We start from the raw sequence: 26,333 nt of genomic DNA on the forward strand, positions 1-26,333 counted from the left end.
GGTACCCTCGTCTTTTTTTACCATCCGCGTTCGTACTGAACGGGTGCTGAAATTGTTTCATTTAGTTCTTTTGCCGCCGTGCGCGGGAAGTACGGATCGCGCAGAAGTTCGCGCGCAACAAAAATTAAATCCGCGCGTTCGCTTTGTAAAATCTCTTCTGCTTGTCGACCAGTTGTAATTAGCCCAACCGCGCCTGTATCAATATTAGCCTGCTGCTTGATTTTATCTGCAAACGGCACTTGATAGCCAGGGTATACGTTGATTGGAGCGTGTACAAGAGCACCGGAACTAACGTCAATTAAGTCGACGCCTTGTTCTTTCATCCATTTTGCAAATGCAACGTGATCATCTACAGTTAATCCACCTTCTGTATAGTCAGAAGCAGAAACACGGACAAATAAAGGACCGTTCCACTCTGTTTTCACAGCGTTAATAATTTCCTTTAAAAAACGATAGCGGTTTTCTGCGCTGCCGCCATATTCGTCGCTGCGTTTATTGCTTAGCGGTGATAGGAATTGATGTACTAAATAACCGTGTGCCGCGTGAAGCTCGATAATATCAAACCCAGCTTCTTTTGAGCGTCGAGCGCTTTCTTTAAAGGCAGAAATCGTTTCATGAATTTGCTCTGTGGTCATTTCCACAGGTTTTTTACTTTTATCATCAAAAGCAATAGCAGAAGGAGCATAAATATCGCCTTCAACAGTTGCTTTACGTCCTGCGTGTGCAAGTTGAATGGCTGTTTTTGCACCGTTTTCTTTTAGCTGTGTCACAAGTTTTGTTAATTCATCTCTTTGCTCATCATTCCAAATTCCCAAGTCTTGAGCTGAAATACGACCTTGTGGGACGACAGCTGAGGCTTCAACCATAATGAGACCTACTTGTCCAACCGCGCGAGTTGTGTAGTGAACCATATGAAAGTCGGTTACTACTCCGTCTTCTTTTTCGCATGAATACATGCACATTGGTGACATTACAATTCGGTTTTTTAATGTTACGTCTTTCACTGTATAAGGTGAAAATAGTTTTGTTGTCATTCGGTTTAACCTCCAATTATTTCGATACTCTAAACAAAAGTTATTATATCACCGCATTGAATTTTCTTTCACATAATCTGCTTATCCATTTTTAATCATAAAAAAACCTCTTTCTTTTTTTTAGAAAGAGGTGAACCTCTACGAACGTTTACTTGAGATTTTTTCGTCAATCGTATCTCCTAAATATTTAGAACGAATGGTAGCTTGTTCAATACACTGCATCATCGCTTCTTGGAAGTTATGAGAAATAAGCTGTTCGATTCCTGCTTCTGTTGTGCCTCCAGGACTCATCACTTCTTTTCGAAGTACGGCTGGCGTTTTAGGCGACTGTTTCAGCATTTCGGCAGCACCGATAAGCGTTTGAAGAATTAGTTCATTTGACACTGACGTATCCAAGCCTTGTTTTTCGGCTGCTTTTTCCATTGCTTCTACTAGATAATAAACATACGCTGGGCCGCTTCCAGATAGTCCTGTTACAGCATGAAGCTGCTCTTCCTCTACAGTTGTAACCGTACCAATCGTTTCAAATAAAGCAGTAGTAACGTTCATATGCTCCGCTGTAGCAAATCTGCCGGATGCAATGGCTGTAGCCGATAATCCAATAGAAGCAGATGTATTTGGCATAGCTCTTACAACCGCTACTTCTTGGTCAAACAAGTTTACAATTGTGGCAGTCGATACACCTGCTAAAACAGAGAGAACGAGGTGATGGGGACGAATATAGGCCTTAATCGTATCGATGCTTTCCGCTACGTCTTTTGGTTTGATAGCAAGCACGACGATATCGCTTTTTTCGATTAACAAGGCATGATTACGCGTAATGTTAATTCCATAGGCGTTTCGAAGTTCGTGAAGTCTTTTATCGTTGCTATGATTTGTTACGGTGATTTGATTGGGGCGAAGCTTTTTATCTGACAGCAGCCCTGAGATCATGGCTTCAGCCATTGATCCAGCTCCAATAAAGGCGATGTTTAGATCCGTTTTCATTAAAATTTCCTCCAGTCATTTGCTATCCAATGAAAACAGATACTGAGAGTTCAGTATCTGTTAAAGGTTTATGTTTGTGTATCTCTTCTTTATAAAATGCATAGTTATCTAAAGATATGAATAAAACTTCACTATATTTCTGTCATTATGCAATGAAAAAGAGAGGGATGTCAATGTAATTTTCAGAAAACGAACGCAATTGTATAAATAAGGGGAAAAATCGTGTAAACTTAAAAGAAAATGCGATGGTAAAGGAGCAAAAATACAGATGAATGAGCAATTATATAAAATTGTGCTGCCTACTCCTTTTGCGGTAGGAGATGTGAATGTTTTTGTTATTAAAGGTCAGACCGTTACGCTAATCGATGCTGGTATTAAAACGGAGGCAGCGTGGTCTGTATTTAAAGAAAAGCTTAATGAAATAGGATTAAAACCAGATGATATTAAGCAAGTTGTCCTAACTCATCACCATCCTGATCACGTAGGAATGCTTGATTTTTTTGATAAAGATATCGCCATCGTCGGTCATGCGAAAAATCAGCCTTGGATCTCCCAGAATCCCGATTTTTTTGAGTGGTACGATTCGTTTTTTGAAGATCACTTTATGAAAGCAGGCGTAGATGAAAGATTTCGCCCCTATTTAAAACGTTTAAAGGCATCAATGAAGTATTCATGTCACCGTTCTCTTACAACTTCTGTGCAGGAAGGTGATTACATTCCGGGCCTAGAGAGTTGGAAAGTGCTTGAAGTGCCCGGTCATGCTCAAAGCCATATTGCATTATACAATGAAAAAACAGCGGTTATGATTGGAGGAGACTTGCTGTTAAAGCATATTTCATCTAATCCGCTTATTGAACCTCCTATGAAACCAAGCGGCGAACGGCCTAAAACGCTTCTTCAATATAATCATTCGTTAAGACGTCTGCTTGACTTAGAGATAAGCTGTATCTATACAGGTCATGGAGATGAAGTATTACATGTCCGTGAACTTGTACAAGAGAGGTTACAAAAGCAAAGAGACCGAGCCGATAAAGTACTTAGCATGATAAAAGAACGCCCTCAAACAGCGTTTGATATTTGCAAACAGCTATTTCCTACTATTTATGAAAAAGAACTAGGGCTAACTCTTTCTGAAACAATTGGTCAGCTCGATTTTTTAGAAGATGCAAATAAAATCATTACACATGAAAAAGAAAGTACGCTTATTTATTCTGTGTGCTCTTAACTTATAAAAAAGGTGTGTTATATTTGAAATCCTCGTTAAAGAACCAACATGTCGTGATTACAGGCGCTTCAGGAGGTCTTGGAGAACATTTAGCTTATGAAGTGGCTAAAAGAGGGGGCGTCCCCGTTTTACTTGCACGTACAGAAGAAAAGCTACAGCGAGTAGCTGAGCAAATTAGTCAACAGTATGGGATTACCTCTTACATATATAAAGCTGACGTAGCGAACGTAGAGGAAGTCAAAAGAGTGGTTGAGAAAATGATGAGTGAAATTAAACGTGTTGATGTGCTGATTAATAATGCAGGCTTTGGAGTATTTGAAGAAGTGAAAGAAGCATCGATTACGACAATTGCATCAATGTTTCAAGTCAATGTTATTGGATTAATTGCATGTACACAAGAAATTTTAGCTTATATGCTAAAAGAAAACAAAGGACATATTATTAACATTGCTTCTCAAGCAGGCAAACTTGCAACACCTAAATCCAGCGGCTATTCAGCTTCTAAACATGCCGTGCTAGGGTTTACTAACAGCCTGCGAATGGAATTAGCGAAAACAGATATTTATGTAACCGCAGTGAATCCAGGTCCTATTCAAACCAACTTCTTTTCAATAGCAGATCAATCAGGAAACTATGAAAAAAGTGTAGAAAAGTTTATGTTAACACCTCAATACGTAGCTAAAAAAACGGTCAATATTATTGGGAAACCAAAGCGAGAAGTAAACTTGCCTAAGTGGATGAATATAGGTTCAAAAATGTATCAGCTTGCCCCGGGGCTCGTAGAAAAATTGGCAGGAGATGCGTTTAATAGAAAATAACCTGTGTTTTAATCACAGGTTACCAATGTTTTTCGTTAATGGTTTTGTTCAGTAAGGCTGTATTTCTATAAATCTACTGCTCGTCTAAAACTTTTGCAGCGCGCACACAAGAGTCGAATTTCCCTTTATGATTTCCGTCGCAAAAGGGCATCTTTTGCGACTGGCCACATCGGCATAGTGAAAACGTGGGCTTTGTTTCAAATTTGTTCCCGTCTGCATCAATTAATTCAACGTCTCCAGTGACACGGAAAGAGCCGTTATCCATTACTTTAATTTGTACTTTTGACATAGAAAAACCTCCTTTTTGTACACATCTATATGAAGCGCCAGAGTTTAATGAAAGCGAGATGTGTATTATACTCATTATATAAGCAATTTTCGTTTGTTTATACAATTAGTTTAAAAGGAGTTAAAGGAAAATGAATATTACCTTTACTGATAAAGCGATAGCAAAAATACAAGAAAAGTACGAGAAAGATTCTTCACTATATTTAAAATTAAAATACGATACGGACGGATGCGGCTGTGTTGTGAGCGGTGTAACGACGCTATGGATTGTTGATGAAAAAGAGAGCGATGATGTAACCATCGAGACGAATTTTGTTCCTGTTCTTGTCGAAAAAACAAAGCAAGTATTTTTAGATGATAATGTGACGGTTGACTACAATGAAAGTGCATATGCGTTTATGCTAAAATGTCCTTCTCAAATTTTAAATCCGCGCATGTCATTTATCGATAAAACAAAAGAAGCGCTTTAATGCGCTTCTTTTTGTATTTTTTCTAAAAATGATTCAATAACTTGTTCATATTCCCCTGGATTATCAGCATACGAGCGGGCATGAGTGCCTACAGGTGCCAAATACATCCGTTTTGCACCCATTTTTTTGGCATGCAACTGCTCCGTCATTTTAGGAAGAATATAGTCATCTTCTTTACTATGGATAAACAGAACAGGATGTTTGATTTGATCTACGACTGAAATGGGAGATACGTCTTTAAATGAATAGCCTTCTCGCCATTTTAAAATAATATTGGCTGCTGGCATCACAAGCTGTTTGGGCAGGTGGAAATCTTGTTTTAAGCGATAGGCAAGAAGTTCTTCCAAGTCTGAAAAAGGGCAGTCGACAATATAAAAATCAGCCCCGTCTTCCATTCCAGCATATAAAAGAGTGGTCGCAGCTCCCATAGACTCCCCGTGAATCCCAAGGGAAATAGTTGAACCGAATTGTTCTTTTACCCAGTGAACAACAGATTGAAGGTCCAGCTTTTCATAATAGCCGTAGCTCGTTGTTTTGCCTTCAGACTTGCCGTGACGGCGATGATCATAAAGAACGACGTTCCATCCAAGCTTCAGAAAAAGCCGAGCATATTTCATAGAGTTCAGTGAATGAACTGTAACTCCATGCGAAATAATTATAAATCGGTTGTGATTGTGTTGTTTAATAACGGTCCCAGCTATGTTATAGCCTAGAGAAGAAGGAAGCACAAATGCTTCTTTAGGAAGAGCGTTATAGACGTTTTCATCATAAAAGCCGTCTTCCGTATCGCGGTCAATAATGACTTTGTCGGTCTTTTTACGGATGTACATCATTTGATTTGTAAAAAAGATGCCAAGAGCGGCAAATGCTCCGAGAACGCTTCCTATTAATAATAGCCATTTTTTCATGATTAGCGGCTCCTTTTGTTAATATAGCTATTATTTATTATAGCATCGCTCTCATAAAAACCTAATTTTTAACGCTGTGCAAACAAAGAGTATTGCTTGCTTTCAATCGGTCTTGAAATGTAAGGAGCGATAAAATCAACTGCTTCAAGCAGCTTTTCTTCATTAATAGAAGTGGAGATACCCATTTCATGAAGCATAAAGACAAGATCTTCGGTAGCTACGTTTCCCGTTGCTCCCTTAGCAAATGGACATCCACCTAGCCCGCCAGCAGATGAATCGAACCTGTTAATACCGGCTTGCAGAGCTGCGTAGATATTTGCAATAGCCAATCCTCTCGTATCGTGAAAGTGGGCAGCAAGTAGCGTGTGGGGGAAACTTTGTTTTAATTTCGAGAAAAGTGAAAATACATCTTTAGGATTTGCCATGCCGATTGTATCGGCAACGCTTAGCTCATCCACTCCAGCTTCCACAAAGCTTTCGCAAAGGCTCAGCACGTCACGTTCATTTGTTTTTCCTTCATACGGGCAATAAAAGGCGGTGGAAATACAGGTGCGAATAAAACATTCTTGCTGCTTAAGCTGCTGAATGAGAGGAAGCAGCGTTTGTACAGCTTCTTCGGTGTTTTTGTTAATATTTTTTTGATTAAAGGTATCGCTTACGCCAATAAAAAGCGCAACCGAGCGGCAATCAGCTTGCAGTGCCTTTTCCAAGCCTTTTTGATTCGGCACCAGTACAATGTTCCGGCATGGATCAGGCTGAAATATAGGTGCAATAGTAGAAGCATCTTTCATTTGAGGAACCCATTTTGGAGAAACAAAGGATGTAATTTCGATTTCGGATAGTCCAGCTTCTTTTAATTTTTTGATAAAATTAATTTTTTTATCAGTTGGAACAAAATTTTTTTCATTTTGAAGTCCATCTCGTGGACCAACTTCTATAATTGTTACTTTTTCAGGAAATCCCATAAACCGCTCTCCTCCCACAATGTAAACGCTTACTAATATTTATTTTAATTCTAAAAAATTAAAATTCAATAAAAATTATAAATTTTTACAAAAAAAGAGGAATTTCGCAAGCGATGTCGAAATTAATACAAGTGACAGTTAATCACAGTAATCAAACAGTAAGGAGAGGTTTTCGACATGGGTCAAACAGAAGTAGTCATTGTAAGCGCTGTACGTACAGCAATCGGCAGCTTTGGGGGAAGCTTACAAAATGTATCCGCAACAACTTTAGGTGGTACTGTAATTAAAGAAGCTTTAAACAAAGCAGGGGTATCAGCAAACGAAGTAGATGAAGTTATTATGGGAAATGTCTTACAAGCAGGTTTAGGACAAAATCCAGCACGACAAGCAACTTTAGCAGCAGGTTTACCTGAAACTGTTTCAGCATTAACCATCAATAAAGTATGCGGATCAGGACTAAAAGCAGTACATCTCGCTACACAGGCGATTCTTGCTGGGGATGCTGATGTGATTGTTGCTGGTGGAATGGAAAACATGAGCCAAGCACCATATCTATTAAAAAATGCACGCAACGGGTTTAAAATGGGCGATCAAAAAGTAGTCGACAGCATGATCCAAGATGGATTATGGTGTGCATTTAACGACTACCATATGGGCGTTACAGCTGAAAACCTGTGTGATAAATATGAAATTACTCGCGACGAACAAGATGCATTTGCAGCTTCAAGTCAGCAAAAAGCAGAAGCGGCTATTCAATCTGGTCGTTTCGCAGATGAAATTGTGCCAGTAGAAGTGCCTGGAAGAAAAGGCCAAGTAACAATTTTTGAACAAGATGAGTTCCCACGCGCAGGCACAACGGCTGAAAGTCTAGGGAAACTACGTCCAGCCTTCAAAAAAGACGGTTCTGTAACAGCTGGTAATGCATCTGGTATCAATGACGGTGCAGCTGCAGTAGTGGTAATGAGCCGTAAAAAAGCAGACGAGTTAGGCCTAACACCATTAGTGTCTATTAAAGCTAATGCAACTGCCGGAGTAGACCCAAGTATTATGGGAATCGGTCCTGTAAGCGCAGTGAAAAAGGCGCTGGAAAGAGCAGCTGTTTCATTAGAAGATGTTCAATTAGTAGAAGCAAACGAAGCATTCGCTGCACAGTCAATCGCTGTGGATCGTGAACTTCAATTCAACCATGATATTTTAAATGTAAACGGTGGAGCAATTGCGCTTGGACATCCTATTGGTGCAAGTGGTACACGTGTCCTGGTTTCACTTATTCATGAAATGCAAAAACGCGACGCAAAACTTGGTTTAGCAACGTTATGTATTGGCGGAGGCCAAGGTGTTGCAACAATCGTTGAACGTCCTTAATTTTTGATATAGCTTTAACAAACATTAAAGCTATATCACAACGCCACAGATTCCAAACATACTGCTTTGGAACTCGTGGCGTTTTTGTTTTTTTTTGAATTTTGTCTACTAATATAACTTTTTTGACAAAAAAATGATTAAATTATAATTTTTAGTTATATATATATTTAAAAAGAAATAAAAATCTTTTATAATAGATTAGAAAGCGTTTTCAAAAATAACGAAGGGGTGGTTATGTATGAAACAAGTACATACGTCGTTTAAAGAAGCGGTGAAAGATATTCACGACGGTGCTACAATTATGGTCGGTGGTTTTGGTTTATGTGGAATTCCGGAGAATTTGATTTTAGCGTTAGTTGAAACAGGGGTAAAAGATTTAACCGTAATTTCAAATAACTGCGGCGTAGACGACTGGGGACTTGGACTGCTTCTGAAAAACAAACAAATTAAAAAGATGATTGGCTCTTACGTGGGAGAAAATAAAGAGTTTGAAAGACAAGTATTGTCAGGAGAAATTGAAGTAGAATTGCTACCTCAAGGCACGCTAGCTGAAAAGATTCGCGCTGGCGGAGCGGGCATACCTGCATTTTATACACCAGCAGGAGTGGGAACACCCATTGCTGAAGGAAAAGAAGTTCGCGTGTTTGATGGGAAAGAATATTTACTAGAAGAGGCGTTAAAAGCTGATTTTAGTTTGGTTAGAGCTTGGAAAGCCGATCATATGGGGAATTTAGTGTATAACAAGACAGCGCGCAATTTCAGCCCAATGATTGCAGCAGCAGGAAAAGTGACGATAGCAGAAGTGGAGGAACTTCATCCAACAGGTTCACTTGATCCAAATATTATCCACACACCTAGTGTATATGTTCAATCGTTAATTATTGGTGAACAAGAAAAACGTATTGAACGTTTAACCGTTCAAAAATAACAAAAGGGGAGAGATTTTTCATGATTGAAAACGGCGTGAACGTGAGAGAGCGAATTGCAAAACGTGCTGAAAAAGAAATTTTGGACGGATTTTATGTGAACCTTGGAATTGGTATTCCAACGCTTGTGGCTAATCATATCTCAGATAATAAAACGGTGGTGCTTCAGTCTGAAAATGGTCTGTTAGGCATTGGACCATATCCGAAAGAAGGAGAAGTAGATCCTGATTTAATTAATGCAGGTAAAGAAACCGTAACGGCGACAAAAGGGGCTTCTTACTTCGACAGTGCTGAATCGTTTGGCATGATTCGAGGAGGGCATATTAATATTGCGATTTTAGGAGGCATGGAAGTCTCAAAAACTGGTGACTTAGCTAACTGGATGATTCCTGGGAAAATGATTAAAGGAATGGGCGGTGCAATGGATTTAGTTCATGGAGCGCAGCGCATCATTGTTATTATGGAACATGTGACGAGAAAAGATGAGCCTAAAATCTTAAATGAGTGCAGTCTCCCTCTGACAGGAAAAGAGGTAGTAGATCGTATTATTACAGATAGAGCGGTCATTGATATTACGGCAGAAGGGCTAAAACTTGTTGAAGTAGCGAAAGGCTATACGGTAGAAGATATTCAACAGTCTACAGAGCCAACTTTAATCATTGATGAACATGTAAAACTAGATGCATTTTGATTTTTGGTAACAAAAGCAAGAATATGATACAATATCTCTCAATTAAAGTAGCGGGGGAATTGTGATGGGTAAAAAAAAGCAAAAACAATCAGTACAAAAACAAAACGATAAGCTCAGTATCAAAGATCAGCTAAATGATAGCTTATTAAAACAGCTTCAAGCTAAAAAACAGGCGCTTTCTTTAAAGGAAGAAGAGCAGAAAGAAACAGAGCGTAAAGAAGCTGCTCGAATTCGAAAAGAAAAAGAAAAAAATAAATCGTTTGAAGAACTGTTAAATGAAAGTGATATGAACTGGTCCGAGTTTAAAAAATAAAAGCGCCGATAAAGGCGCTTTTATTTTTTAACGATGAGCTTCATATTGATTTGCTTTAAAGATCGATTGCAGCTTGCTCACTTCAGTAGGCTGTAGCGGGGAGGTCTCGACAGCCTTTACGTTTTCACGAAGCTGTGAAGAAGAGCTTGCTCCTGCTACAACTGAGGCTACCGCAGGATTAGCTAAACAGTATTGAAGTGCAGTTGAATTCAGAGAGTGATTTGGTCGTACGTGACGAAATGCTTCAATCGTTTTTGCTAATTCCGTACCGCTATAGTCTAAGTATCCCTTACCTTCGAATGAAGCAAGCTTTTGCTCTCCTTTTTCGGTTAGCAGCCCCTTGGCTACTGGACCTCTGGCCACAACGCTAATGCCCTTATCGTGTAAAAGGGGAAGAGCACTTTCTTCAGGACGTCTGTCTAACAAGCTGTATTGCATCATTACGCTGACAATAGAAGAGTTTTGCACATACTCTCGAATTACATTCGGGCGGATAGATGAAATACCATAGTAGCGAATGACGCCTTCTTGTTTTAATTCTTCAAATGCTTCAATCGTTTCTTCAATATTGTCTTCAACCGTCCCTCCGTGCAGTTGATATAAATCGATGTAATCCGTTTGAAGCCGGCGCAGGCTTTCTTTTACTTCATCTTTTATGTAAGATTTAGACGGATCCCATGTCCAGCTGTCTTTTGCATCATTCCAGCGATTTCCTACTTTTGTGGCTAAAACAATATCATGTCTGCGGTTTTTTAGAGCTTGTCCCACAAACTCCTCGTTTAAGCCAAAGTCATATAAATCTGCTGTATCAAAATAATTAACTCCATATTCCAGAGCTTCATCAATCATATTGACAGCGTGTTTCTGTTCCGTTCCAAGAGACATGCATCCTAAACCTAATGTACTGACGAGCAAATCTGAAGTACCTAAGCGTCTTTTTTCCATATATGTCACTCCTTATTTTTTACTTGTTTTTATCTATTGTAGCGCTATGATAGAGGGAAACTCAAATAAGAAGATTAAAAAACTGCAGCACAATTAGTGTCTGCAGTCTGCTTGTTGTTTGTAAGAATTAAAATTTTGAGAGATAGCGTTCGTCCACTCATCAACATACTGAAATTGTTCGCCGTATTCTTTTAACTTTTGCTTGATTTCCCATGCTTTACCGACCAAAATGATTTGCTTCTCGTGAACATAAACTTTCATTTTTTCTACCTCCCAAGATTCGTATGATAGAATATATGTAAGAGTCAAAAAAATAGAACGAGGTGTAGAAAATGGATCATTTAACAGAAAAAATGCTCTCTTCTGAAAAGCTGTTTGGAGGCAGAGTAATTGATTTGTACTTAGAAGAAGTAGAGCTTCCAAACGGAAAAACGAGTACAAGAGAAGTAGTTAAGCATCCTGGAGCCGTAGCTGTCATTGCGTTAACAAACGATCATAAAATGGTTATGGTCAAACAGTATCGCAGGCCGATGGATCGTATTTTGGTCGAAATTCCAGCCGGCAAGCTAGAAAAAGGAGAAGAGCCGATTGTGACGGCAAAACGTGAGTTAGAAGAAGAAACAGGCTATACCACAGATTCGCTTAGCCATATTATTTCTTTTTATACATCACCCGGTTTTGCAGATGAGTTGGTTCACCTTTATTTAGCGGAAGATTTAAAAGTGATGACCACCAAAGCAGAATTAGACGAAGATGAATTTGTTGAAGTAATGGAAGTTACCGTAGATGAGGCGCTTACTCTTATTCAAAACAAAGAAATTTATGATGCAAAAACAGCCTATGCTGTGCAGTACTTACAGTTAAAAAGCGGATTAGGAGAGTAAGAGAGTTTTTTCTTTGACATACGAACGGCAATCTAGCAATTTAAGGGAAAATCCGAACGATGAATAGAGATTCTTGATGGAGAATCAAATTCGTTCGGATTTTTTTAAGGTGATGGTGGACGTAGATTTGATAGATTCAAAAGATTCTTGGCATAGTTTTTGTACTCTATCATACACTCTATTAAGCGATTAATAGGAGGAAGACGATGAGAAAAAAACAATTGCCGTTATCGTATGCAAGACATTTTCAAGAAAACAGTTCTATTTATTTATTTGTAACCGTGCTGTTTTTAATGGGAATTATTTTTGGGGCTATTGTTGTAAATAGTTTGACTCTTGATCAAAAAGAAGACCTGTACTTCTATTTAAACAGGTTCTTCGGACAGGTAAAGAGTGGAGAAGTAGCAAGCAGCGTTGAAATGTTTCAGCAAAGTTTTTTTCACAATGTTAAATACTTAGGGCTCATTTGGATATTAGGAATTGCCATTATTGGTTTGCCCGTAGTGTTGATTCTGCTGTTTTTAAAAGGTATGGTAATTGGTTTTACCGTAGGCTTTTTAGTCAATCAAATGGGACTCTCTGGGTTTGCCCTATCTTTTGTATCTGTTATGCCGCAAAATATCTTTCTCATACCGGCATTTCTGATCTTGTCTGCGGCTTCAGTTGCCTTTTCTTTGAAGCTCGTGCGGCAGCAGTTTTTTAAAAAAGCAGCGGAGCCTATTTCCGCATCCTTTTTACGCTATAGCGGCACGATGATTGCAATGATATGTTTGGTTGCCTGTGCAGCTACAGTTGAAGCTTACGTATCACCTACTTTAATGAAAAGTGTAATGGCTCTATTAAATAAGTAAGAATAAGTATTAAGTAAAAAGAATTCTTTTTTCTTATTAAGAATAACTTTATTTTGACACCCTCGACACATCTGATATAATGGATTAGTGAATGGCGAGGGAGGGAATAATTATGGAAAGTCGAATTGAGCGAATTAAGCAGCAGTTGCACTCAGCTAGCTATAAATTGACACCTCAACGTGAGGCGACTGTAAGAGTACTTCTTGAACATGAAGAGGATCATTTAAGTGCCGAAGATGTATATCTCCTCGTCAAGGAAAAGTCTCCGGAAATTGGATTGGCAACTGTTTATCGTACGTTAGAATTGTTAACTGAACTTAAAATTGTTGATAAAATAAACTTTGGCGATGGCGTTTCTCGCTACGATTTAAGACAAGAAGGAGCCGCACACTTTCATCATCACCTTGTGTGTATGGAATGTGGATCTGTGGACGAAATTCAAGAAGATTTGCTTGAAGACGTTGAAGAAATTGTGGAAAAGCAATGGAATTTTAAAATTAAAGATCACCGCTTGACATTTCATGGCATTTGCCATCGCTGTCAGGATAAAGAAGACAAGCAGTAAAAGCCTTTTCCCTAATGGAGAAGGTTTTTTGTTGTACATAAATAGAAAAAAATAACGAGGTTACAAGCTACATGGTTTTATAGAAAGGAAGGAAATGACCAGGAGAGAACTCAGCGTATAAAGGCAAGAAACATGTATAAAACCTGTCCCAATTGGCATATCTTCTAATAGAATCAAAAATTGGAGGAATTGTTTCATGAAATCATGGGCTGAAATGGTATATAATACATGTAAAGTATTTATCTTATTTACAGGGTTTACTCTTTTGTTTTATTTTGGAATGATATGGGTATCTCAAGAATATCAAAATTATAAACGTTATGATGAGCCGTCGGGTTCAGCAGTTAAAGTCATGCAAGCAAGTGTGAACAAAGATCAGACGTGGCTGGAGCGTTTATTTATGTTTTATCAAAACGGGGAGTAGAGGCTATTGAATGATCAAATTCAAGATTTTATTCATTATTTAGTAGTAGAGCGGGGGCTGGCAAAAAATACGATTGATTCGTATGAACGAGATTTAAAAAAGTATGCTCAATATTTAGAGCATGTAGAGCAGCTGAAATCATTTAATGAAGTAACAAGACTACACATCGTTAATTTTCTAAAATATTTAAGTGATCAGCAAAAGTCATCTAAAACGATTGCGAGACATGTGGCTTCAACTAGATCTTTTCATCAATTCTTACTAAGAGAAAAAGCAGCGGATACAGATCCATCCGTTCATATTGATACTCCGCAGCTTGAGCGCAAGCTGCCAAAAGTGCTAAATGCAGAGGAAGTAGAGGCGCTGTTAAATGTGTTTGATACTTCGACACCTTTTGGCATACGAGACAAAGCGATGCTTGAGTTGCTTTATGCTACTGGAATTCGTGTGTCTGAACTCGTTAACTTAAATATTGATGATGCACATTTGACGATGGGATTTATTCGCTGTATCGGAAAAGGGAATAAAGAAAGAATTGTCCCCATCGGAAGGTTGGCAACGGAGGCGATTGAAGAGTACTTACAGCATGGCCGGAGTATTTTAACAAAGCAAAAGGAACAGGACAAAGCACTCTTTGTTAATCATCATGGAAGGCGTTTAACAAGGCAGGGATTTTGGAAAATATTAAAAAAGTTAGCTTCTGAAGCAAAAATTGAAAAAGAATTAACTCCACATACTTTACGGCATTCGTTTGCTACTCATTTGTTAGAGAACGGCGCGGACTTGAGAGCCGTTCAAGAAATGCTTGGGCATGCGGATATTTCGACCACTCAAATTTATACACATGTTACAAAAGCACGTTTAAAAGATGTATACAATCAGTTTCATCCGCGAGCGTAGGAAGATTCCAATGTCCAGTGAGTTTATAGACATTGGTTTTTTTGATTGAAAACACTTTCATTCATATGTACAAAAAAATAAAAAGCGTCTATACTAATAGAGAGGTCAGACTTCTGACCAATAAGAGAAGATGGTTAAATTATTTCCAAACGGGAATTTTATAGAGAATAAATAAATTGATATTTGGAGGGAATAAAATGGCGCATACATATAAACGTGTATTTTTAATTGTCATGGATTCAGTAGGTATCGGTGAATCACCGGATGCTGAAAAATACAATGATAAAGGTGCCGATACGTTTGGTCATATTGCAGAGCACTGCAACGGTCTTCATATGCCTAATATGGCTAAGCTGGGTCTAAGCAATATCCGTGAAATTAAAGGAATTGATAAAGCTGAAAAACCGCTCGCTTACTACACAAAAATGCAGGAAGCTTCTGCAGGAAAAGATACAATGACAGGTCATTGGGAAATTATGGGCCTTAATATTGATACGCCTTTTAATGTGTTTCCAGACGGATTTCCAGAAGAGCTAATTTCACAACTAGAAGAAAAAACAGGTCGAAAAATCATTGGAAACAAACCAGCATCTGGTACAGAAATTTTAGATGAGCTAGGAAACCAACATATGGAAACAGGTGACTTAATCGTCTATACATCAGCGGATTCTGTTTTACAAATTGCTGCTCATGAAGAAATTGTTCCAATTGATGAATTGTACAAAATTTGTGAGATTGCTCGTGAATTAACGCTAGATGATCCATATATGATTGGACGTGTTATCGCTCGCCCGTTTTTAGGTGAACCAGGTAACTTTACACGTACATCCAATCGTCATGACTATGCATTAAAGCCTTTTGGACGTACAGTAATGAATGAATTAAAAGACAATGACATCGATGTTATTGCTATCGGTAAAATTTCTGATATTTACGACGGAGAAGGGGTCACAAAATCTCTTCGTACCAAATCGAATATGGACGGCATGGATAAGCTAGTTGATACATTAAACATGAACTTCACAGGCTTAAGCTTCTTAAATTTAGTTGATTTTGATGCTCTCTATGGCCATCGCCGCGATCCACAAGGATATGGGCAAGCGCTTGAAGAATATGATGCACGCTTGGAAGAAGTATTTGATTTATTAAAAGAAGATGATTTATTGATTATTACAGCGGATCATGGAAATGACCCTGTTCATCATGGGACAGACCATACGCGTGAATACGTGCCGCTTCTTGTGTACAATAAAGGCATGCAAGAAGGAAAAGAACTTTCTATTCGTCAAACGTTTGCGGATATTGGCGCAACGGTAGCAGAAAATTTTGGCGTAACAATGCCTAAGCATGGAAAAAGTTTTTTAAAAGAGCTGGATTAAGCAGGGGGAATGGAGTATGAAAAAAGAATATATTGAAAAAGCAGCAGCATATATTAAAAATCAATCAGCTGTTACACCAACAATTGGGCTTATTTTAGGTTCTGGACTAGGGGTATTAGCTGACGAAATTGAAGGCGCGGTAAAAATTCCGTATAACGACATTCCTGAGTTCCCGGTTTCAACAGTTGAAGGTCACGCAGGTCAATTAGTAATAGGTACTATTCATGACGTACCGGTTGTAGCTATGCAAGGACGTTTTCACTTTTATGAAGGGTATGCTCTTGATAAAGTAACATTTCCAGTACGCGTAATGAAAGAAATCGGTGTAGAAACGTTGATTGTAACGAATGCAGCAGGCGGAGTAAACGAATCCTTTAATCCAGGAGACTTAATGATTATTTCTGATCATATTAATAATTTTGGAACAAATCCTTTGATTGGACCTAATGACTCTGATTTCGGAGTAAGGTTCCCGGATATGTCAACTGCTTACTGCAAGGATCTTCGTCAATTAGCGAAGAAAGTAGGAGCTGATTTAAATATCGCCTTACAAGAAGGTGTATATGTAGGAAATACAGGTCCAACATATGAAACGCCTGCTGAAGTGCGCATGCTTCGCATTATCGGGGGAGACGCGGTCGGTATGTCTACAGTGCCAGAAGTGATTGTGGCACGCCATGCAGGTATGAAAGTGCTAGGTATTTCTTGTATTTCTAATATGGCAGCTGGTATTTTAGATCAGCCGTTAAATCATGAAGAAGTAATTGAAACGACTGAAAAAGTAAAACAGCAGTTTTTATCGCTTGTAAAAGAAGTAGTAAAGCAGCTTCCAGCTTATCAAAAATAAGAAGAAAATATGACTTCAAGCATCGAGAATTTCTCGATGCTTTTTTTATTTCCCTTAGTATAAATCGATTATACCTTGGAAAAAATAGGTTGTATAAAGAATGGAGGTTTGTGGAGATGAAGCGAACTATTGTAAAGTTACTCGTTGTCATATTTTTATTTCCACTTATGACGCAACCTGTTTTAGCCGCAGAAAAAAAGAGTTCCGAGCTTGCTGACAGTGCTAGGTCAGCTATTTTAATTGAACGGGATACAGGAAAAATTCTATACGAAAAAAATAGTAATCAAGAACTTCCCCCTGCCAGTATGACTAAAATTATGACAATGATTTTAATTATGGAGGCTTTGGATAAAGGGAAAATTACCTTAAAAGATAAAGTGCGGGCAAGTGAATATGCCGCTTCAATGGGAGGCTCACAAATCTTTTTAGAGCCCGGAGAAGAAATGACGGTAAATGATTTGCTAAAAGGGATTGCGATAGGTTCTGGTAACGATGCTTCTATGGCAATGGCTGAATATTTAGCTGGATCAGAAGAAAAATTTGTAGCAAAGATGAACCAAAAAGCGAAAGAGCTTGGTTTGACTCATACAAAATTTCAAAATCCGACAGGCCTGCCCGTAGAAAATCACTATAGCACAGCTCATGATATGGCCATGATGGGCAGAGAGCTGCTAAAGTATGAAAAAATTATTAACTATACGAGTAAATACGAAGCTTATTTACGCACGGATACAGATAAGAAGTTTTGGTTAGTAAATACAAATCGCTTAGTGAAGTTTTATCCCGGCGTTGATGGACTCAAAACTGGATTTACAGGTCAAGCTAAGTATTGCTTAACAGCTACCGCTAAAAAAGGAAATATGCGTGTCTTAGCCGTTGTATTCGGTGCAAGCACGCCAAAAGACCGCAATAATCAAGTAACCAAAATGTTAGACTACGCATTCAGTCAATATACCACGAAGCCTTTATACAAAAAAGGAGACGTTATTACCAAAATAGATGTAAACAAGGGTAGCGAAGATCAGGTAACAGCCGTTACGTCTGAGCCTATTTCTGTTTTATTGAAAAAAGGAAATGCAGCCAAAGACGTTAAAACAGAAGTGAAAATGAACGAGAAGCTAAATGCGCCTATTCAAAAAGGCGACAAAATTGGAACGTTGACCATTAAGAAGGATAACAAAGTAGTTAGTTCTTCACCGCTTCTTGCAAAAGAAGATATCGATGCTGCTTCTTGGTGGAAGATATTCAAACGTACATTCTCTATTTTCTCTCAAACATCGTAAACAGCTAAATGTGACGAAATAGAACTAGTTTTGTCGGTGAGAAGGATTCTATTCTGTCGGCAGCGAAAGACTGACTATAAGATTTCCGAGGAGGTTTGTATAGTGAGTCTTTCGATTGAATTGGAATTCAAACAAGATGTCTTGTTGGTTCGATTAACAGGAGAATTAGATCATCATACGGCAGAAGAGCTAAGAGGCAAAATCACCGAAGCGATAGAGAAGGAATCTATCAGCCATTTGATTTTAAATCTACAGCATTTAACCTTTATGGACAGCTCTGGCTTAGGGGTTATTTTAGGGAGATACAAACAGGTTCATAATAACGGCGGAGAAATGGTTGTATGCGCTATTTCTCCTGCCGTAGAACGTTTGTTCAATATGTCAGGCTTATTTAAAATTATTCGTTTTGAACCTAATGAAGAAAACGCGCTTCAAAAATTGGGGGTGGCATAATGAAAAATCAAATGAACCTCCAGTTTTCCGCGCTTAGTCAAAATGAATCGTTTGCCCGCGTCACTGTAGCATCATTTATCACGCAGTTAGATCCAACAATGGATGAGTTAACAGAAATTAAAACAGTCGTATCTGAAGCAGTAACAAATGCTATTATTCACGGCTACGAAAGCAATCCGGATGGTGTGGTATATATTTCTGTGACGCTTCATGAAGACGGTGTAGTTGAGCTGATGATTCGTGATGAAGGAATTGGTATCGATAACGTGGATGAAGCCAAGCAGCCTTTATACACAACGAAACCAGATCTAGAACGTTCTGGAATGGGTTTCACCATAATGGAAAACTTTATGGACGAAATTCGAGTGGAGTCTACTGTATTAGAAGGTACGACCTTATATTTAAAAAAGCACTTAACAAATAGTAAAGCGCTATGTAATTAAGGAGACTTGCCAATGGATGTGGAGGTCAAAAAAAATAAAAACGAACCGTATTTAAAGGATCATGAAGTTAAAGACCTCATCAAGCGCAGTCAGCAAGGTGATCAAATTGCACGAGATACAATCGTCCAAAAAAATATGCGGCTCGTTTGGTCGGTTGTTCAACGTTTTATTAACCGTGGTTATGAGCCCGATGATTTATTTCAAATTGGATGTATAGGGCTATTAAAGTCCGTTGATAAATTTGACTTATCGTATGATGTTAAATTTTCAACATATGCTGTTCCAATGATTATTGGTGAAATTCAGCGATTTATTCGTGATGATGGTACGGTAAAGGTTAGCCGCTCGCTGAAAGAAATGAGTAATAAAATACGTAAAGCAAAAGACGAGCTTTCCAAATTACTTGGACGCGTCCCTACAGTCGCTGAGGTTGCAGAACATTTGGATCTCACTCCTGAAGAAGTAGTGCTAGCTCAAGAAGCTAATCGTGCTCCTTCGTCTATTCACGAGACCGTCTATGAAAATGACGGAGATCCAATTACCCTTCTTGACCAAATTGCTGATCATACCGAAGCGAAGTGGTTTGATAAAATTGCTTTAAAAGAAGCAATTGAAGAACTTGATGAGCGTGAAAAGCTCATTGTCTATTTGAGGTATTACAAAGACCAAACTCAGTCCGAAGTGGCCGCAAGGCTGGGAATTTCTCAGGTTCAGGTATCGAGGCTTGAGAAGAAAATCTTAAAACAAATGAAGCTGCATATGAATGACACATAATATTTAAGAAGCAATCCGTTTTGCTATTCAAAGAAGAATAGTGAAACGGATTGCTTTTTTTGTTTGGTAATTAATGGTCTGTTCAGAAATGTGAATTAGAAAATTTAAGAAAATCCATACTACACGTACAGGGAGATAATGAATCGTAAGGTGTGATATGAATGGAAAACGTTCTTTATCTTAAAATGAGGCATCGTATTCAAGTAAAACCTGATGAGGCTGTAAATATTGGACAATTAGCAATGGTTATAGCAGGAGATTCTGTTCAAAAGCAAATTGAAAAGCTAATTGTATATCAAGTAAGTATGAGCGATCGAAATATTATCATTGTTGACTTAATGAAGGTAATTGAAAAAGTTGCCTCTCAGTATCCGCACTTAGACATTCAGACGATTGGACCCGCTCAAACAATTGTAGAGGTCGTGTATAAAAAGAAACAATATTCCTTTTTGTTTTTTCTAGCTGTTTGGTTTCTTCTCTTTATCGGAGCTGCTTTAGCAATTATGAACTTTCACGAAGATGTGAGTATGAGACAAGTACATCAAAAATTGTTCTATATGCTGACCGGTCTGAGAGATAAGCAGCCTTTGCTGATTCAAGTGCCTTACTCTATAGGTTTGGGGCTGGGAATGATTCTGTTTTTTAACCACGTCTTTAGAAAACGAATTAATGAAGAGCCTAGTCCTCTCGAAGTCGAAATGTTTAATTACCAGCAAGACTTAGATCAATACGTCATTATGCACGAGAATAAAGAAAGTATGAAAAAAATTGATGATCATTAACATTGTGATGACCATTGTAATTGGACTTGCGGGAGGACTGGCTGCAGGTGCTGGGTTTGTAGCATTTTTAACGGTGTTAGGCATTATTCCGCGTTTGATGCAGCTGACGAAAACCATGAAATACATTCAAGCATATGAGTGGGGAGTCGTAGGTGGTGCTGTTACAGGGGGGTGGTGCAGTCTTCATCAATACACATGGCAGTTTCCTGTGGTATTTATTATGATCATAGGTCTAACGAGCGGTATTTTTATTGGGATGCTGGCAGCAGCGTTAACAGAAGTGCTTAATGTATTGCCGACGTTAACGAAACGTATAGGAATGGAAGGAAAGCTTATTTTATTGTTAATGGCGATTGTACTAGGCAAAGTATGCGGATCATTATTTCATTGGATTTATTTTGTTAATCAATAAGAAAAGGATGTATGTAACGTGGCAAATAATCAAAAATTAAAAGATAACTATCAAGAAAGCATTAAACCATTTCAGCCTAAACCTTCATATGTGGCAAATTGCCTAAAAGCCTTTTTGGTAGGGGGAATCATTTGTACATTAGGACAGGCAATTCAAAATTTCTATATTGCATTTTTTGACTTTAATGAAAAAAATGCAGGTAACCCTACCGTTGCAACCCTTATTTTAATATCTGCGCTTTTAACCGGGTTTGGGATATACGATCGTATTGGTCAATTCGCAGGTGCAGGTTCAGCTGTTCCTGTTACGGGTTTTGCCAATTCCATGACGAGTGCAGCGCTTGAACATCGAAGTGAAGGAATTGTTCTCGGAGTTGCGACGAACATGTTTAAACTGGCCGGAAACGTCATTGTATTTGGAACGGTTTCCGCTTACGTTGTAGGAATCATTCGCTACCTTTTTAAAACTTATTTGCTATGAAAAGAGGGGGATTATGAGAAAAACTGGAAAGCAAACGTGGGTTTATGAAAATCCTATTTATATTAATGCTACAGGAACAGCAGTAGGTCCAAAAGAAGCAGATGGACCGTTGGGAGAAACATTTGATATTACACATAAAGATTTGCACTGTGAAGAAGACAACTGGGAGTTAGCTGAAAGAAGACTGATGACGGAATCCATTGATTCCTGCTTGCAAAAAATAAATTTATCCTATGAAGACGTTGATTTGTTTTTGGCTGGAGATTTATTAAATCAAAACGTAACGGCTAATTTTGTAGCTCGGCATAATCAAATTCCTTTTCTATGCATGTTTGGGGCTTGCTCCACATCAATGGAAACGCTGGCAACAGGAGCAGCTCTTGTGGATGCGGGATTTGCTAATCGTGTTATTGCATCAGCGAGCAGTCATAACGCAACGGCTGAGCGCCAATTTCGAAATCCTACCGAGTACGGAGGACAAAAACCAGATACGGCAACAGCAACCATTACGGGAGCAGGGGCAGCGCTGGTCTCGAAAGAAAAAGGTATTGTGCGTCTGACGTCTGCAACGATTGGTCGGGTAATGGATTATGGGATTAAAAATGCAAACGATATGGGTTCTGCTATGGCACCAGCTGCTGCAGATACCATTCAAAGACATTTGGAAGACTTAAACATCGCTCCAAGCGAGTATGATCTTATTTTAACAGGAGATTTATCTGGTGTAGGCAGTCCAATCTTAAAACAGCTGCTCAAGGACGAAGGCTACGATATATCAACCAATCATAATGATTGCGGATTAATGGTATATCGCCCCGACCAAAATGTATTTGCAGGAGGAAGCGGCTGCGGCTGTTCGGCTATTGTCACATATGGGCATATTTTAAATGAATTAAAATCAGGAAACTTAAAGAAAGTGTTTATGGTGGCAACAGGAGCTCTTTTAAGTCCAACGATGATTCAGCAAAAAGAGTCAATTCCAACAATTGCTCATGGCGTTGTCTTAGAACATATTGGGGAGGGGGGATGATCAATGGAGTATATAATAGCTTTTGCTGTAGGAGGAATCATTTGCGTTATTGGGCAGCTGTTGCTTGATCTTGCTAAGCTTACTCCAGCGCATGTTATGAGTTCGTTTGTAGTTGCAGGAGCGATTTTAGATGGATTTGGTCTTTATGATAAGTTAATTGAATTTGCTGGCGCCGGAGCGACGGTTCCAATTACAAGCTTTGGTCATTCTTTGTTGCACGGAGCGATGAAGCAAGCGGATGACCACGGATTTATTGGGATTGGGATTGGGATTTTTGAACTTACCTCAGCTGGAATTTCAGCAGCTATTTTATTTGCTTTTATTATTGCGTTAATCTTTAAACCGAAAGGATAAAAGATTATGAAAAAAAGAAGGGTCATTATTGTAACCGATGGGGATGAATATGCGCGCAAAGCCATTGAGCATGTAGCCCAATCGGTTGGTGGCAGATGCATTTCGAGGTCATATGGAAACCCTACTACGTTAACAGGTAGTCAAACAGTAGATTTAATTCTTCAAGCACCATATGACCCCGTCTTTGTGATGTTTGACGATAGCGGTTTCTTAGAGGAAGGACCTGGGGAAATTGCTTTGCTCCATGTAGCAAAGCATCCTCAAGTAGAAGTTCTTGGAGTGATCGCTGTTGCATCACGTACTCATCAAAGCGAATGGACAAGAGTGGATGTGACCATTGATCGTTTTGGGGAAATATCGCATTACGGCGTGGATAAAAGCGGAATTCAAGAGTTAGAAGTCGGACGAATTAATGGAGATACAGTTTACTGCTTGGACCAGCTCGATATTCCCTTAGTTGTAGGAATAGGGGATATCGGCAAAATGGCCAGGATGGATGATATTAAACTGGGATGTCCTGTTACAGAAAAAGCAGCAAGACTTATTTTAGAAAGGAGCGGTTCGTTTGGGTAAGCCAGCAGAGCAGAAAACAGCTATTTTTTCAAAAGTGCAAAAAAACGATCAGTGGTTCAAAGAAAACGCTAGCATGAACACAAGTTTTGATGTGGGCGTGCGCAAGCTACTTATTTTAGATCGAGAAGTTCATGTTTATTATGTAACAGGACTGTGCGATAGTTCATTTATCATTGAAATTACAAAAGTCCTCGTTCAGATTAATGATAATGAAGTTGAACGGGCAAAGCTAAAGGATATTGTTGAAAACCGTCTTATTCATCAGCAAGTCAAGCCTTTAAAGACGCTGGATGATGGAATGGTGTCGGTTTTATCAGGACTGCTATTCGTTTTAATTGACGGTGAAGAAGTTGGCTTTGAAGTCGATGTGCGTACATATCCTGGCAGATCCCCTGAAGAAGCGGATACAGAGAAAGTAATTCGCGGAGCAAGAGATGGGTACACTGAAAACATCATTATCAATACAGCGTTAACAAGAAGACGAATTCGTGACGGAAGATTTCGTTTTGAAATTATGAAGGTAGGCGAACGTTCGAAACTAGACGTAGCGATTGGGTACATAAAGGGGGTAGCTGATCCAGGACTGGTTAAACTTATAAAAGATGAACTGGAAGCTATTGATGTAGATGGTTTGCCGATGGCTGACAAATCAATTGAAGAGTTTTTAGTCAAACAAGGAATTAATCCTTTTCCAATGGTACGCTATACAGAACGTCCGGACACAGCAGCAGCTCATGTACTAGAAGGGCATGTGATCATTATTACAGATACGTCTCCAAGCGTTATTATTACGCCAACTACGCTGTTTCATCACGTGCAGCATGCAGAAGAATACAGGCAGGCTCCTTCGGTCGGTACGTTTATCCGCTGGATACGGTTTTTAGGAATTCTTGCTTCTCTTTTCTTATTACCGTTATGGCTGTTATTTGTACTTGAGCCAGACTTGCTGCCGGCAAAATTGCAATTTATTGGGCCAAACGAAGCAACAAATATTCCGACAGTTATCCAGATTTTCTTAGCCGATCTAGGGGTTGAGTTCCTGAGGATGGCCGCCATTCATACGCCGACACCGCTTGCTACTGCTATGGGTTTAATTGCTGCAGCACTCATTGGACAGATTGCCATTGATGTAGGATTGTTTGTTCCGGAAGTTATTCTTTATGTAGCTATTGCGTCCATTGGTTCTTTTTCAACGCCAAGCTACGAGTTAGCAGTAGCAAATAAAATGCTGCGATTGTTTCTGTTAATTTTTGTTGCGGCCTTTCATACTCCAGGGTTTCTTATTGCAACAACGTGTATCATTCTCTATATGGCGCGATTAAAATCATTGAATACGCCTTATTTGTGGCCGTTTCTTCCATTCAACCCGCAGGCTTTATGGCAGATTATCATTCGCACACCGGTTCCTGGAGCAAATCCGCGTCCTAGTATTGTGCATCCGCAGGATAAAGACCGCCAGCCTGCAAAACCTTAAATAAAATATGTGGTTGAAACCTGTATGAAGATGTGATAGATTTGTTTTAAATATGGAAAATAATAAATATTTAGACAGTTAGCAGCGAATTGCCGTTAACTGTCTTTTTTACACTATACACAGGAACGGGGTCAAAGCATGTTTTTACACGGAACAAGTCGCATAAATAAACAGAGTCATCTTGAAATTGGTGGAGTTGATACGGTTGAATTAGCATCAAATTTTGGGACACCTCTTTACGTATATGACGTAGCTTTAATTCGGCAGCGTGCTAGAGGATTTAAAGAAACCTTTGAAAAGCATGGGGTAAAGGCGCAGGTTGCTTATGCAAGCAAAGCGTTTTCGACAATTGCCATGGTCCAAGTCGTTCACGAAGAAGGTCTTTCTTTAGACGTTGTTTCGGGAGGAGAATTGTATACGGCCTTAGCAGCTGACTTTCCGAAAGAACGGATTCATTTTCATGGAAACAATAAAAGCCGAGCAGAACTAGAAATGGCCATCAAAGAAGATGTAGGATGCATTGTAGTTGATAATTTTTATGAAATTGCATTGCTTCAGGAAATAACGGAACAGTATCAAAAAAAGATGTCTGTTCTTCTCAGATTAACACCCGGAATTGAAGCTCATACACATGATTATATCTTGACAGGGCAGGAAGACTCGAAGTTCGGGTTTGATCTTCAAAACGGTCAAGCAGATGAAGCTGTGCGTCTTGTGCAAGATAGCAAGGGGCTAGAACTTTTAGGTATTCACTGTCATATAGGATCTCAAATTTTTGAAACAACCGGATTTATTATGGCGACTCAAAAGCTTTTTGCAAAAATGAAAGAGTGGAAACAACGTATAGAATTTGTTCCGCAAGTATTAAATCTAGGCGGCGGCTTTGGCATTCGTTATACGGAAGAAGATCAGCCTATTCCTGTTTCGCAGTATGTGGAAGTGATTATAGAAGAGGTCAAAAAGCAGTCTAAACAGTTAGAGGTAGAAATCCCTGAAATTTGGATTGAGCCCGGCCGCTCTCTTGTAGGAGATGCTGGAACGACTCTGTATTCGATCGGTTCTCGTAAGCATGTACCTAATGTACGTGAATATGTAGCCATTGATGGAGGAATGAACGACAATATCCGTCCTGCGCTGTATCAAGCGAAATATGAAGCGGTCATTGCCAATCGAATGAATGATGAGAGTGATGAGCTTGTATCCATTGCGGGTAAGTGCTGCGAATCGGGGGATATGCTGATGTGGGATGTACACCTTCCAAAAGCAAACCCAGATGATTTATTAGCGATGTTTTGTACAGGAGCATACGGTTATTCTATGGCAAGTCACTATAACCGTTTGCCAAAGCCAGCTGTCGTGTTCGTAGAAGATGGAGAAGCACAGCTAGTCGTAAAACGCGAAACGTATGAAGACATTGTAAAAAATGACGTGAAATACAAAGTGACGGTAAAAAAGTAACGAGTGATTAACGTAAAAAAAGAGCCTCTTGT

Annotated in this window: 33 protein-coding genes; 26 read left to right on the forward strand and 7 right to left on the reverse strand. The window is 39.0% G+C overall.

Annotated features, from left to right (window positions below):
* Positions 1–17: 17 nt before the first annotated feature.
* Together namA and proI are read right to left on the reverse strand one after the other, a co-directional pair.
* A complete protein-coding gene (gene namA / locus SB717_RS08375) occupies positions 18–1,034 on the reverse strand; it encodes an NADPH dehydrogenase NamA (RefSeq protein WP_182003375.1) in 1,017 nt (338 codons plus the stop codon).
* A 138-nt stretch (positions 1,035–1,172) separates the two neighbouring features.
* Positions 1,173–2,021, reverse strand: coding sequence for a pyrroline-5-carboxylate reductase ProI (gene proI, locus SB717_RS08380; RefSeq protein ID WP_098622877.1), 849 nt, complete (start codon positions 2,019–2,021; stop codon positions 1,173–1,175).
* Positions 2,022–2,289: 268 nt separating this feature from the next.
* Here proI and SB717_RS08385 point away from each other — a divergent pair, with 268 nt between their 5' ends.
* Together SB717_RS08385 and SB717_RS08390 are read left to right on the forward strand one after the other, a co-directional pair.
* Complete coding sequence (locus SB717_RS08385; RefSeq protein WP_410903569.1) at positions 2,290–3,246, forward strand: MBL fold metallo-hydrolase; 957 nt, start codon at positions 2,290–2,292, stop codon at positions 3,244–3,246.
* Between the two features lie 23 nt (positions 3,247–3,269).
* The gene (locus SB717_RS08390; protein ID WP_074677443.1) at positions 3,270–4,064 is read left to right on the forward strand and encodes an SDR family NAD(P)-dependent oxidoreductase; all 795 of its coding nucleotides are present in this window, start codon (positions 3,270–3,272) and stop codon (positions 4,062–4,064) included.
* 73 nt (positions 4,065–4,137) lie between these two features.
* Here the strand turns inward: SB717_RS08390 and SB717_RS08395 are convergent, their stop codons facing one another.
* A complete protein-coding gene (locus SB717_RS08395; RefSeq protein WP_028410691.1) occupies positions 4,138–4,353 on the reverse strand; it encodes a CDGSH iron-sulfur domain-containing protein in 216 nt (71 codons plus the stop codon).
* Between the two features lie 130 nt (positions 4,354–4,483).
* Between SB717_RS08395 and SB717_RS08400 the strand changes: the two genes are divergently transcribed.
* Positions 4,484–4,822 carry an iron-sulfur cluster biosynthesis family protein gene (locus SB717_RS08400; RefSeq protein WP_410903570.1) on the forward strand — a complete coding sequence of 113 codons (339 nt, stop codon included), beginning with the start codon at positions 4,484–4,486 and terminating at the stop codon, positions 4,820–4,822.
* Here SB717_RS08400 and SB717_RS08405 read toward each other — a convergent pair.
* Positions 4,819–5,730 carry an alpha/beta hydrolase gene (locus SB717_RS08405; protein WP_410903571.1) on the reverse strand — a complete coding sequence of 304 codons (912 nt, stop codon included), beginning with the start codon at positions 5,728–5,730 and terminating at the stop codon, positions 4,819–4,821. The two genes, SB717_RS08400 and SB717_RS08405, sit on opposite strands and share 4 nt — an antisense overlap.
* A gap of 68 nt (positions 5,731–5,798) precedes the next feature.
* Complete coding sequence (locus tag SB717_RS08410) at positions 5,799–6,695, reverse strand: hydroxymethylglutaryl-CoA lyase (protein ID WP_098622881.1); 897 nt, start codon at positions 6,693–6,695, stop codon at positions 5,799–5,801.
* Between the two features lie 177 nt (positions 6,696–6,872).
* On the opposite strand from SB717_RS08410, the gene SB717_RS08415 reads away from it, so the two are divergent.
* The 4 genes from SB717_RS08415 to SB717_RS08430 all read left to right on the forward strand — a co-directional run bounded on the left by SB717_RS08415 (position 6,873) and on the right by SB717_RS08430 (position 9,990).
* Positions 6,873–8,060: an acetyl-CoA C-acetyltransferase gene (locus SB717_RS08415; protein WP_028411556.1), complete on the forward strand. Its 1,188-nt coding sequence runs from the start codon at positions 6,873–6,875 to the stop codon at positions 8,058–8,060.
* Between the two features lie 238 nt (positions 8,061–8,298).
* Positions 8,299–8,988, forward strand: a complete 690-nt coding sequence (locus tag SB717_RS08420; RefSeq protein WP_013059089.1) for a CoA transferase subunit A — start codon at positions 8,299–8,301, stop codon at positions 8,986–8,988.
* Positions 8,989–9,008: 20 nt separating this feature from the next.
* Positions 9,009–9,677 (forward strand): 3-oxoacid CoA-transferase subunit B, encoded by a 669-nt coding sequence (locus SB717_RS08425; protein WP_016765510.1) that lies wholly within the window; start codon positions 9,009–9,011, stop codon positions 9,675–9,677.
* Positions 9,678–9,741: 64 nt separating this feature from the next.
* Entirely contained in the window at positions 9,742–9,990 is a 249-nt protein-coding gene (locus tag SB717_RS08430) for a YqkE family protein (RefSeq protein ID WP_410903572.1), read from the forward strand.
* Between the two features lie 27 nt (positions 9,991–10,017).
* Here the strand turns inward: SB717_RS08430 and SB717_RS08435 are convergent, their stop codons facing one another.
* The gene (locus tag SB717_RS08435) at positions 10,018–10,935 is read right to left on the reverse strand and encodes an aldo/keto reductase (protein WP_074677438.1); all 918 of its coding nucleotides are present in this window, start codon (positions 10,933–10,935) and stop codon (positions 10,018–10,020) included.
* A gap of 93 nt (positions 10,936–11,028) precedes the next feature.
* Entirely contained in the window at positions 11,029–11,196 is a 168-nt protein-coding gene (gene mciZ / locus SB717_RS08440; RefSeq protein ID WP_033579730.1) for a Z-ring formation inhibitor MciZ, read from the reverse strand.
* Positions 11,197–11,267: 71 nt separating this feature from the next.
* On the opposite strand from mciZ, the gene SB717_RS08445 reads away from it, so the two are divergent.
* From SB717_RS08445 to lysA, 19 genes are all read left to right on the forward strand, one after another.
* The gene (locus SB717_RS08445; RefSeq protein ID WP_071270778.1) at positions 11,268–11,819 is read left to right on the forward strand and encodes an NUDIX hydrolase; all 552 of its coding nucleotides are present in this window, start codon (positions 11,268–11,270) and stop codon (positions 11,817–11,819) included.
* A gap of 206 nt (positions 11,820–12,025) precedes the next feature.
* Positions 12,026–12,670, forward strand: coding sequence for a stage II sporulation protein M (gene spoIIM / locus SB717_RS08450; protein WP_025750451.1), 645 nt, complete (start codon positions 12,026–12,028; stop codon positions 12,668–12,670).
* 112 nt (positions 12,671–12,782) lie between these two features.
* Positions 12,783–13,235: a ferric iron uptake transcriptional regulator gene (fur, locus tag SB717_RS08455; protein ID WP_013059082.1), complete on the forward strand. Its 453-nt coding sequence runs from the start codon at positions 12,783–12,785 to the stop codon at positions 13,233–13,235.
* 196 nt (positions 13,236–13,431) lie between these two features.
* On the forward strand, positions 13,432–13,659 hold the full coding sequence (locus tag SB717_RS08460) for a YqzK family protein (RefSeq protein ID WP_013059081.1): 228 nt from the start codon (positions 13,432–13,434) through the stop codon (positions 13,657–13,659).
* 6 nt (positions 13,660–13,665) lie between these two features.
* The gene (gene xerD / locus SB717_RS08465) at positions 13,666–14,559 is read left to right on the forward strand and encodes a site-specific tyrosine recombinase XerD (RefSeq protein WP_028411550.1); all 894 of its coding nucleotides are present in this window, start codon (positions 13,666–13,668) and stop codon (positions 14,557–14,559) included.
* A 197-nt stretch (positions 14,560–14,756) separates the two neighbouring features.
* Positions 14,757–15,938 carry a phosphopentomutase gene (gene deoB / locus SB717_RS08470; RefSeq protein ID WP_074677435.1) on the forward strand — a complete coding sequence of 394 codons (1,182 nt, stop codon included), beginning with the start codon at positions 14,757–14,759 and terminating at the stop codon, positions 15,936–15,938.
* Between the two features lie 16 nt (positions 15,939–15,954).
* Positions 15,955–16,785 carry a purine-nucleoside phosphorylase gene (locus tag SB717_RS08475; RefSeq protein ID WP_013084938.1) on the forward strand — a complete coding sequence of 277 codons (831 nt, stop codon included), beginning with the start codon at positions 15,955–15,957 and terminating at the stop codon, positions 16,783–16,785.
* A 116-nt stretch (positions 16,786–16,901) separates the two neighbouring features.
* Positions 16,902–18,068, forward strand: a complete 1,167-nt coding sequence (locus tag SB717_RS08480; RefSeq protein WP_050688196.1) for a D-alanyl-D-alanine carboxypeptidase family protein — start codon at positions 16,902–16,904, stop codon at positions 18,066–18,068.
* Positions 18,069–18,170: 102 nt separating this feature from the next.
* Positions 18,171–18,521 (forward strand): anti-sigma F factor antagonist, encoded by a 351-nt coding sequence (gene spoIIAA / locus SB717_RS08485; RefSeq protein WP_410903573.1) that lies wholly within the window; start codon positions 18,171–18,173, stop codon positions 18,519–18,521.
* Complete coding sequence (spoIIAB, locus tag SB717_RS08490) at positions 18,521–18,964, forward strand: anti-sigma F factor (RefSeq protein WP_013084935.1); 444 nt, start codon at positions 18,521–18,523, stop codon at positions 18,962–18,964. Before spoIIAA ends, spoIIAB begins: the two co-directional genes overlap by 1 nt.
* Positions 18,965–18,976: 12 nt before the next feature.
* On the forward strand, positions 18,977–19,738 hold the full coding sequence (gene sigF, locus SB717_RS08495; RefSeq protein WP_013059074.1) for an RNA polymerase sporulation sigma factor SigF: 762 nt from the start codon (positions 18,977–18,979) through the stop codon (positions 19,736–19,738).
* A gap of 161 nt (positions 19,739–19,899) precedes the next feature.
* Positions 19,900–20,520 carry a stage V sporulation protein AA gene (locus tag SB717_RS08500; protein ID WP_045292952.1) on the forward strand — a complete coding sequence of 207 codons (621 nt, stop codon included), beginning with the start codon at positions 19,900–19,902 and terminating at the stop codon, positions 20,518–20,520.
* Complete coding sequence (locus SB717_RS08505; protein ID WP_074677429.1) at positions 20,510–20,932, forward strand: stage V sporulation protein AB; 423 nt, start codon at positions 20,510–20,512, stop codon at positions 20,930–20,932. Before SB717_RS08500 ends, SB717_RS08505 begins: the two co-directional genes overlap by 11 nt.
* Before the next feature lie 18 nt (positions 20,933–20,950).
* A complete protein-coding gene (gene spoVAC / locus SB717_RS08510) occupies positions 20,951–21,412 on the forward strand; it encodes a stage V sporulation protein AC (protein ID WP_028411545.1) in 462 nt (153 codons plus the stop codon).
* Between the two features lie 13 nt (positions 21,413–21,425).
* Positions 21,426–22,442: a stage V sporulation protein AD gene (gene spoVAD / locus SB717_RS08515; protein ID WP_043976324.1), complete on the forward strand. Its 1,017-nt coding sequence runs from the start codon at positions 21,426–21,428 to the stop codon at positions 22,440–22,442.
* Between the two features lie 3 nt (positions 22,443–22,445).
* Positions 22,446–22,796, forward strand: coding sequence for a stage V sporulation protein AE (gene spoVAE, locus SB717_RS08520; protein ID WP_410903574.1), 351 nt, complete (start codon positions 22,446–22,448; stop codon positions 22,794–22,796).
* A gap of 6 nt (positions 22,797–22,802) precedes the next feature.
* Positions 22,803–23,369, forward strand: coding sequence for a stage V sporulation protein SpoVABEA (spoVAEA, locus tag SB717_RS08525; RefSeq protein ID WP_074677427.1), 567 nt, complete (start codon positions 22,803–22,805; stop codon positions 23,367–23,369).
* Positions 23,362–24,843, forward strand: a complete 1,482-nt coding sequence (locus tag SB717_RS08530; protein WP_074677425.1) for a spore germination protein — start codon at positions 23,362–23,364, stop codon at positions 24,841–24,843. Before spoVAEA ends, SB717_RS08530 begins: the two co-directional genes overlap by 8 nt.
* Before the next feature lie 138 nt (positions 24,844–24,981).
* The gene (gene lysA / locus SB717_RS08535) at positions 24,982–26,301 is read left to right on the forward strand and encodes a diaminopimelate decarboxylase (protein ID WP_410903575.1); all 1,320 of its coding nucleotides are present in this window, start codon (positions 24,982–24,984) and stop codon (positions 26,299–26,301) included.
* Positions 26,302–26,333: the final 32 nt, after the last annotated feature.

Origin of the sequence: Priestia sp. SIMBA_032, from assembly GCF_046535215.1 — a bacterium.
GTDB lineage: Bacteria > Bacillota > Bacilli > Bacillales > Bacillaceae_H > Priestia > Priestia aryabhattai.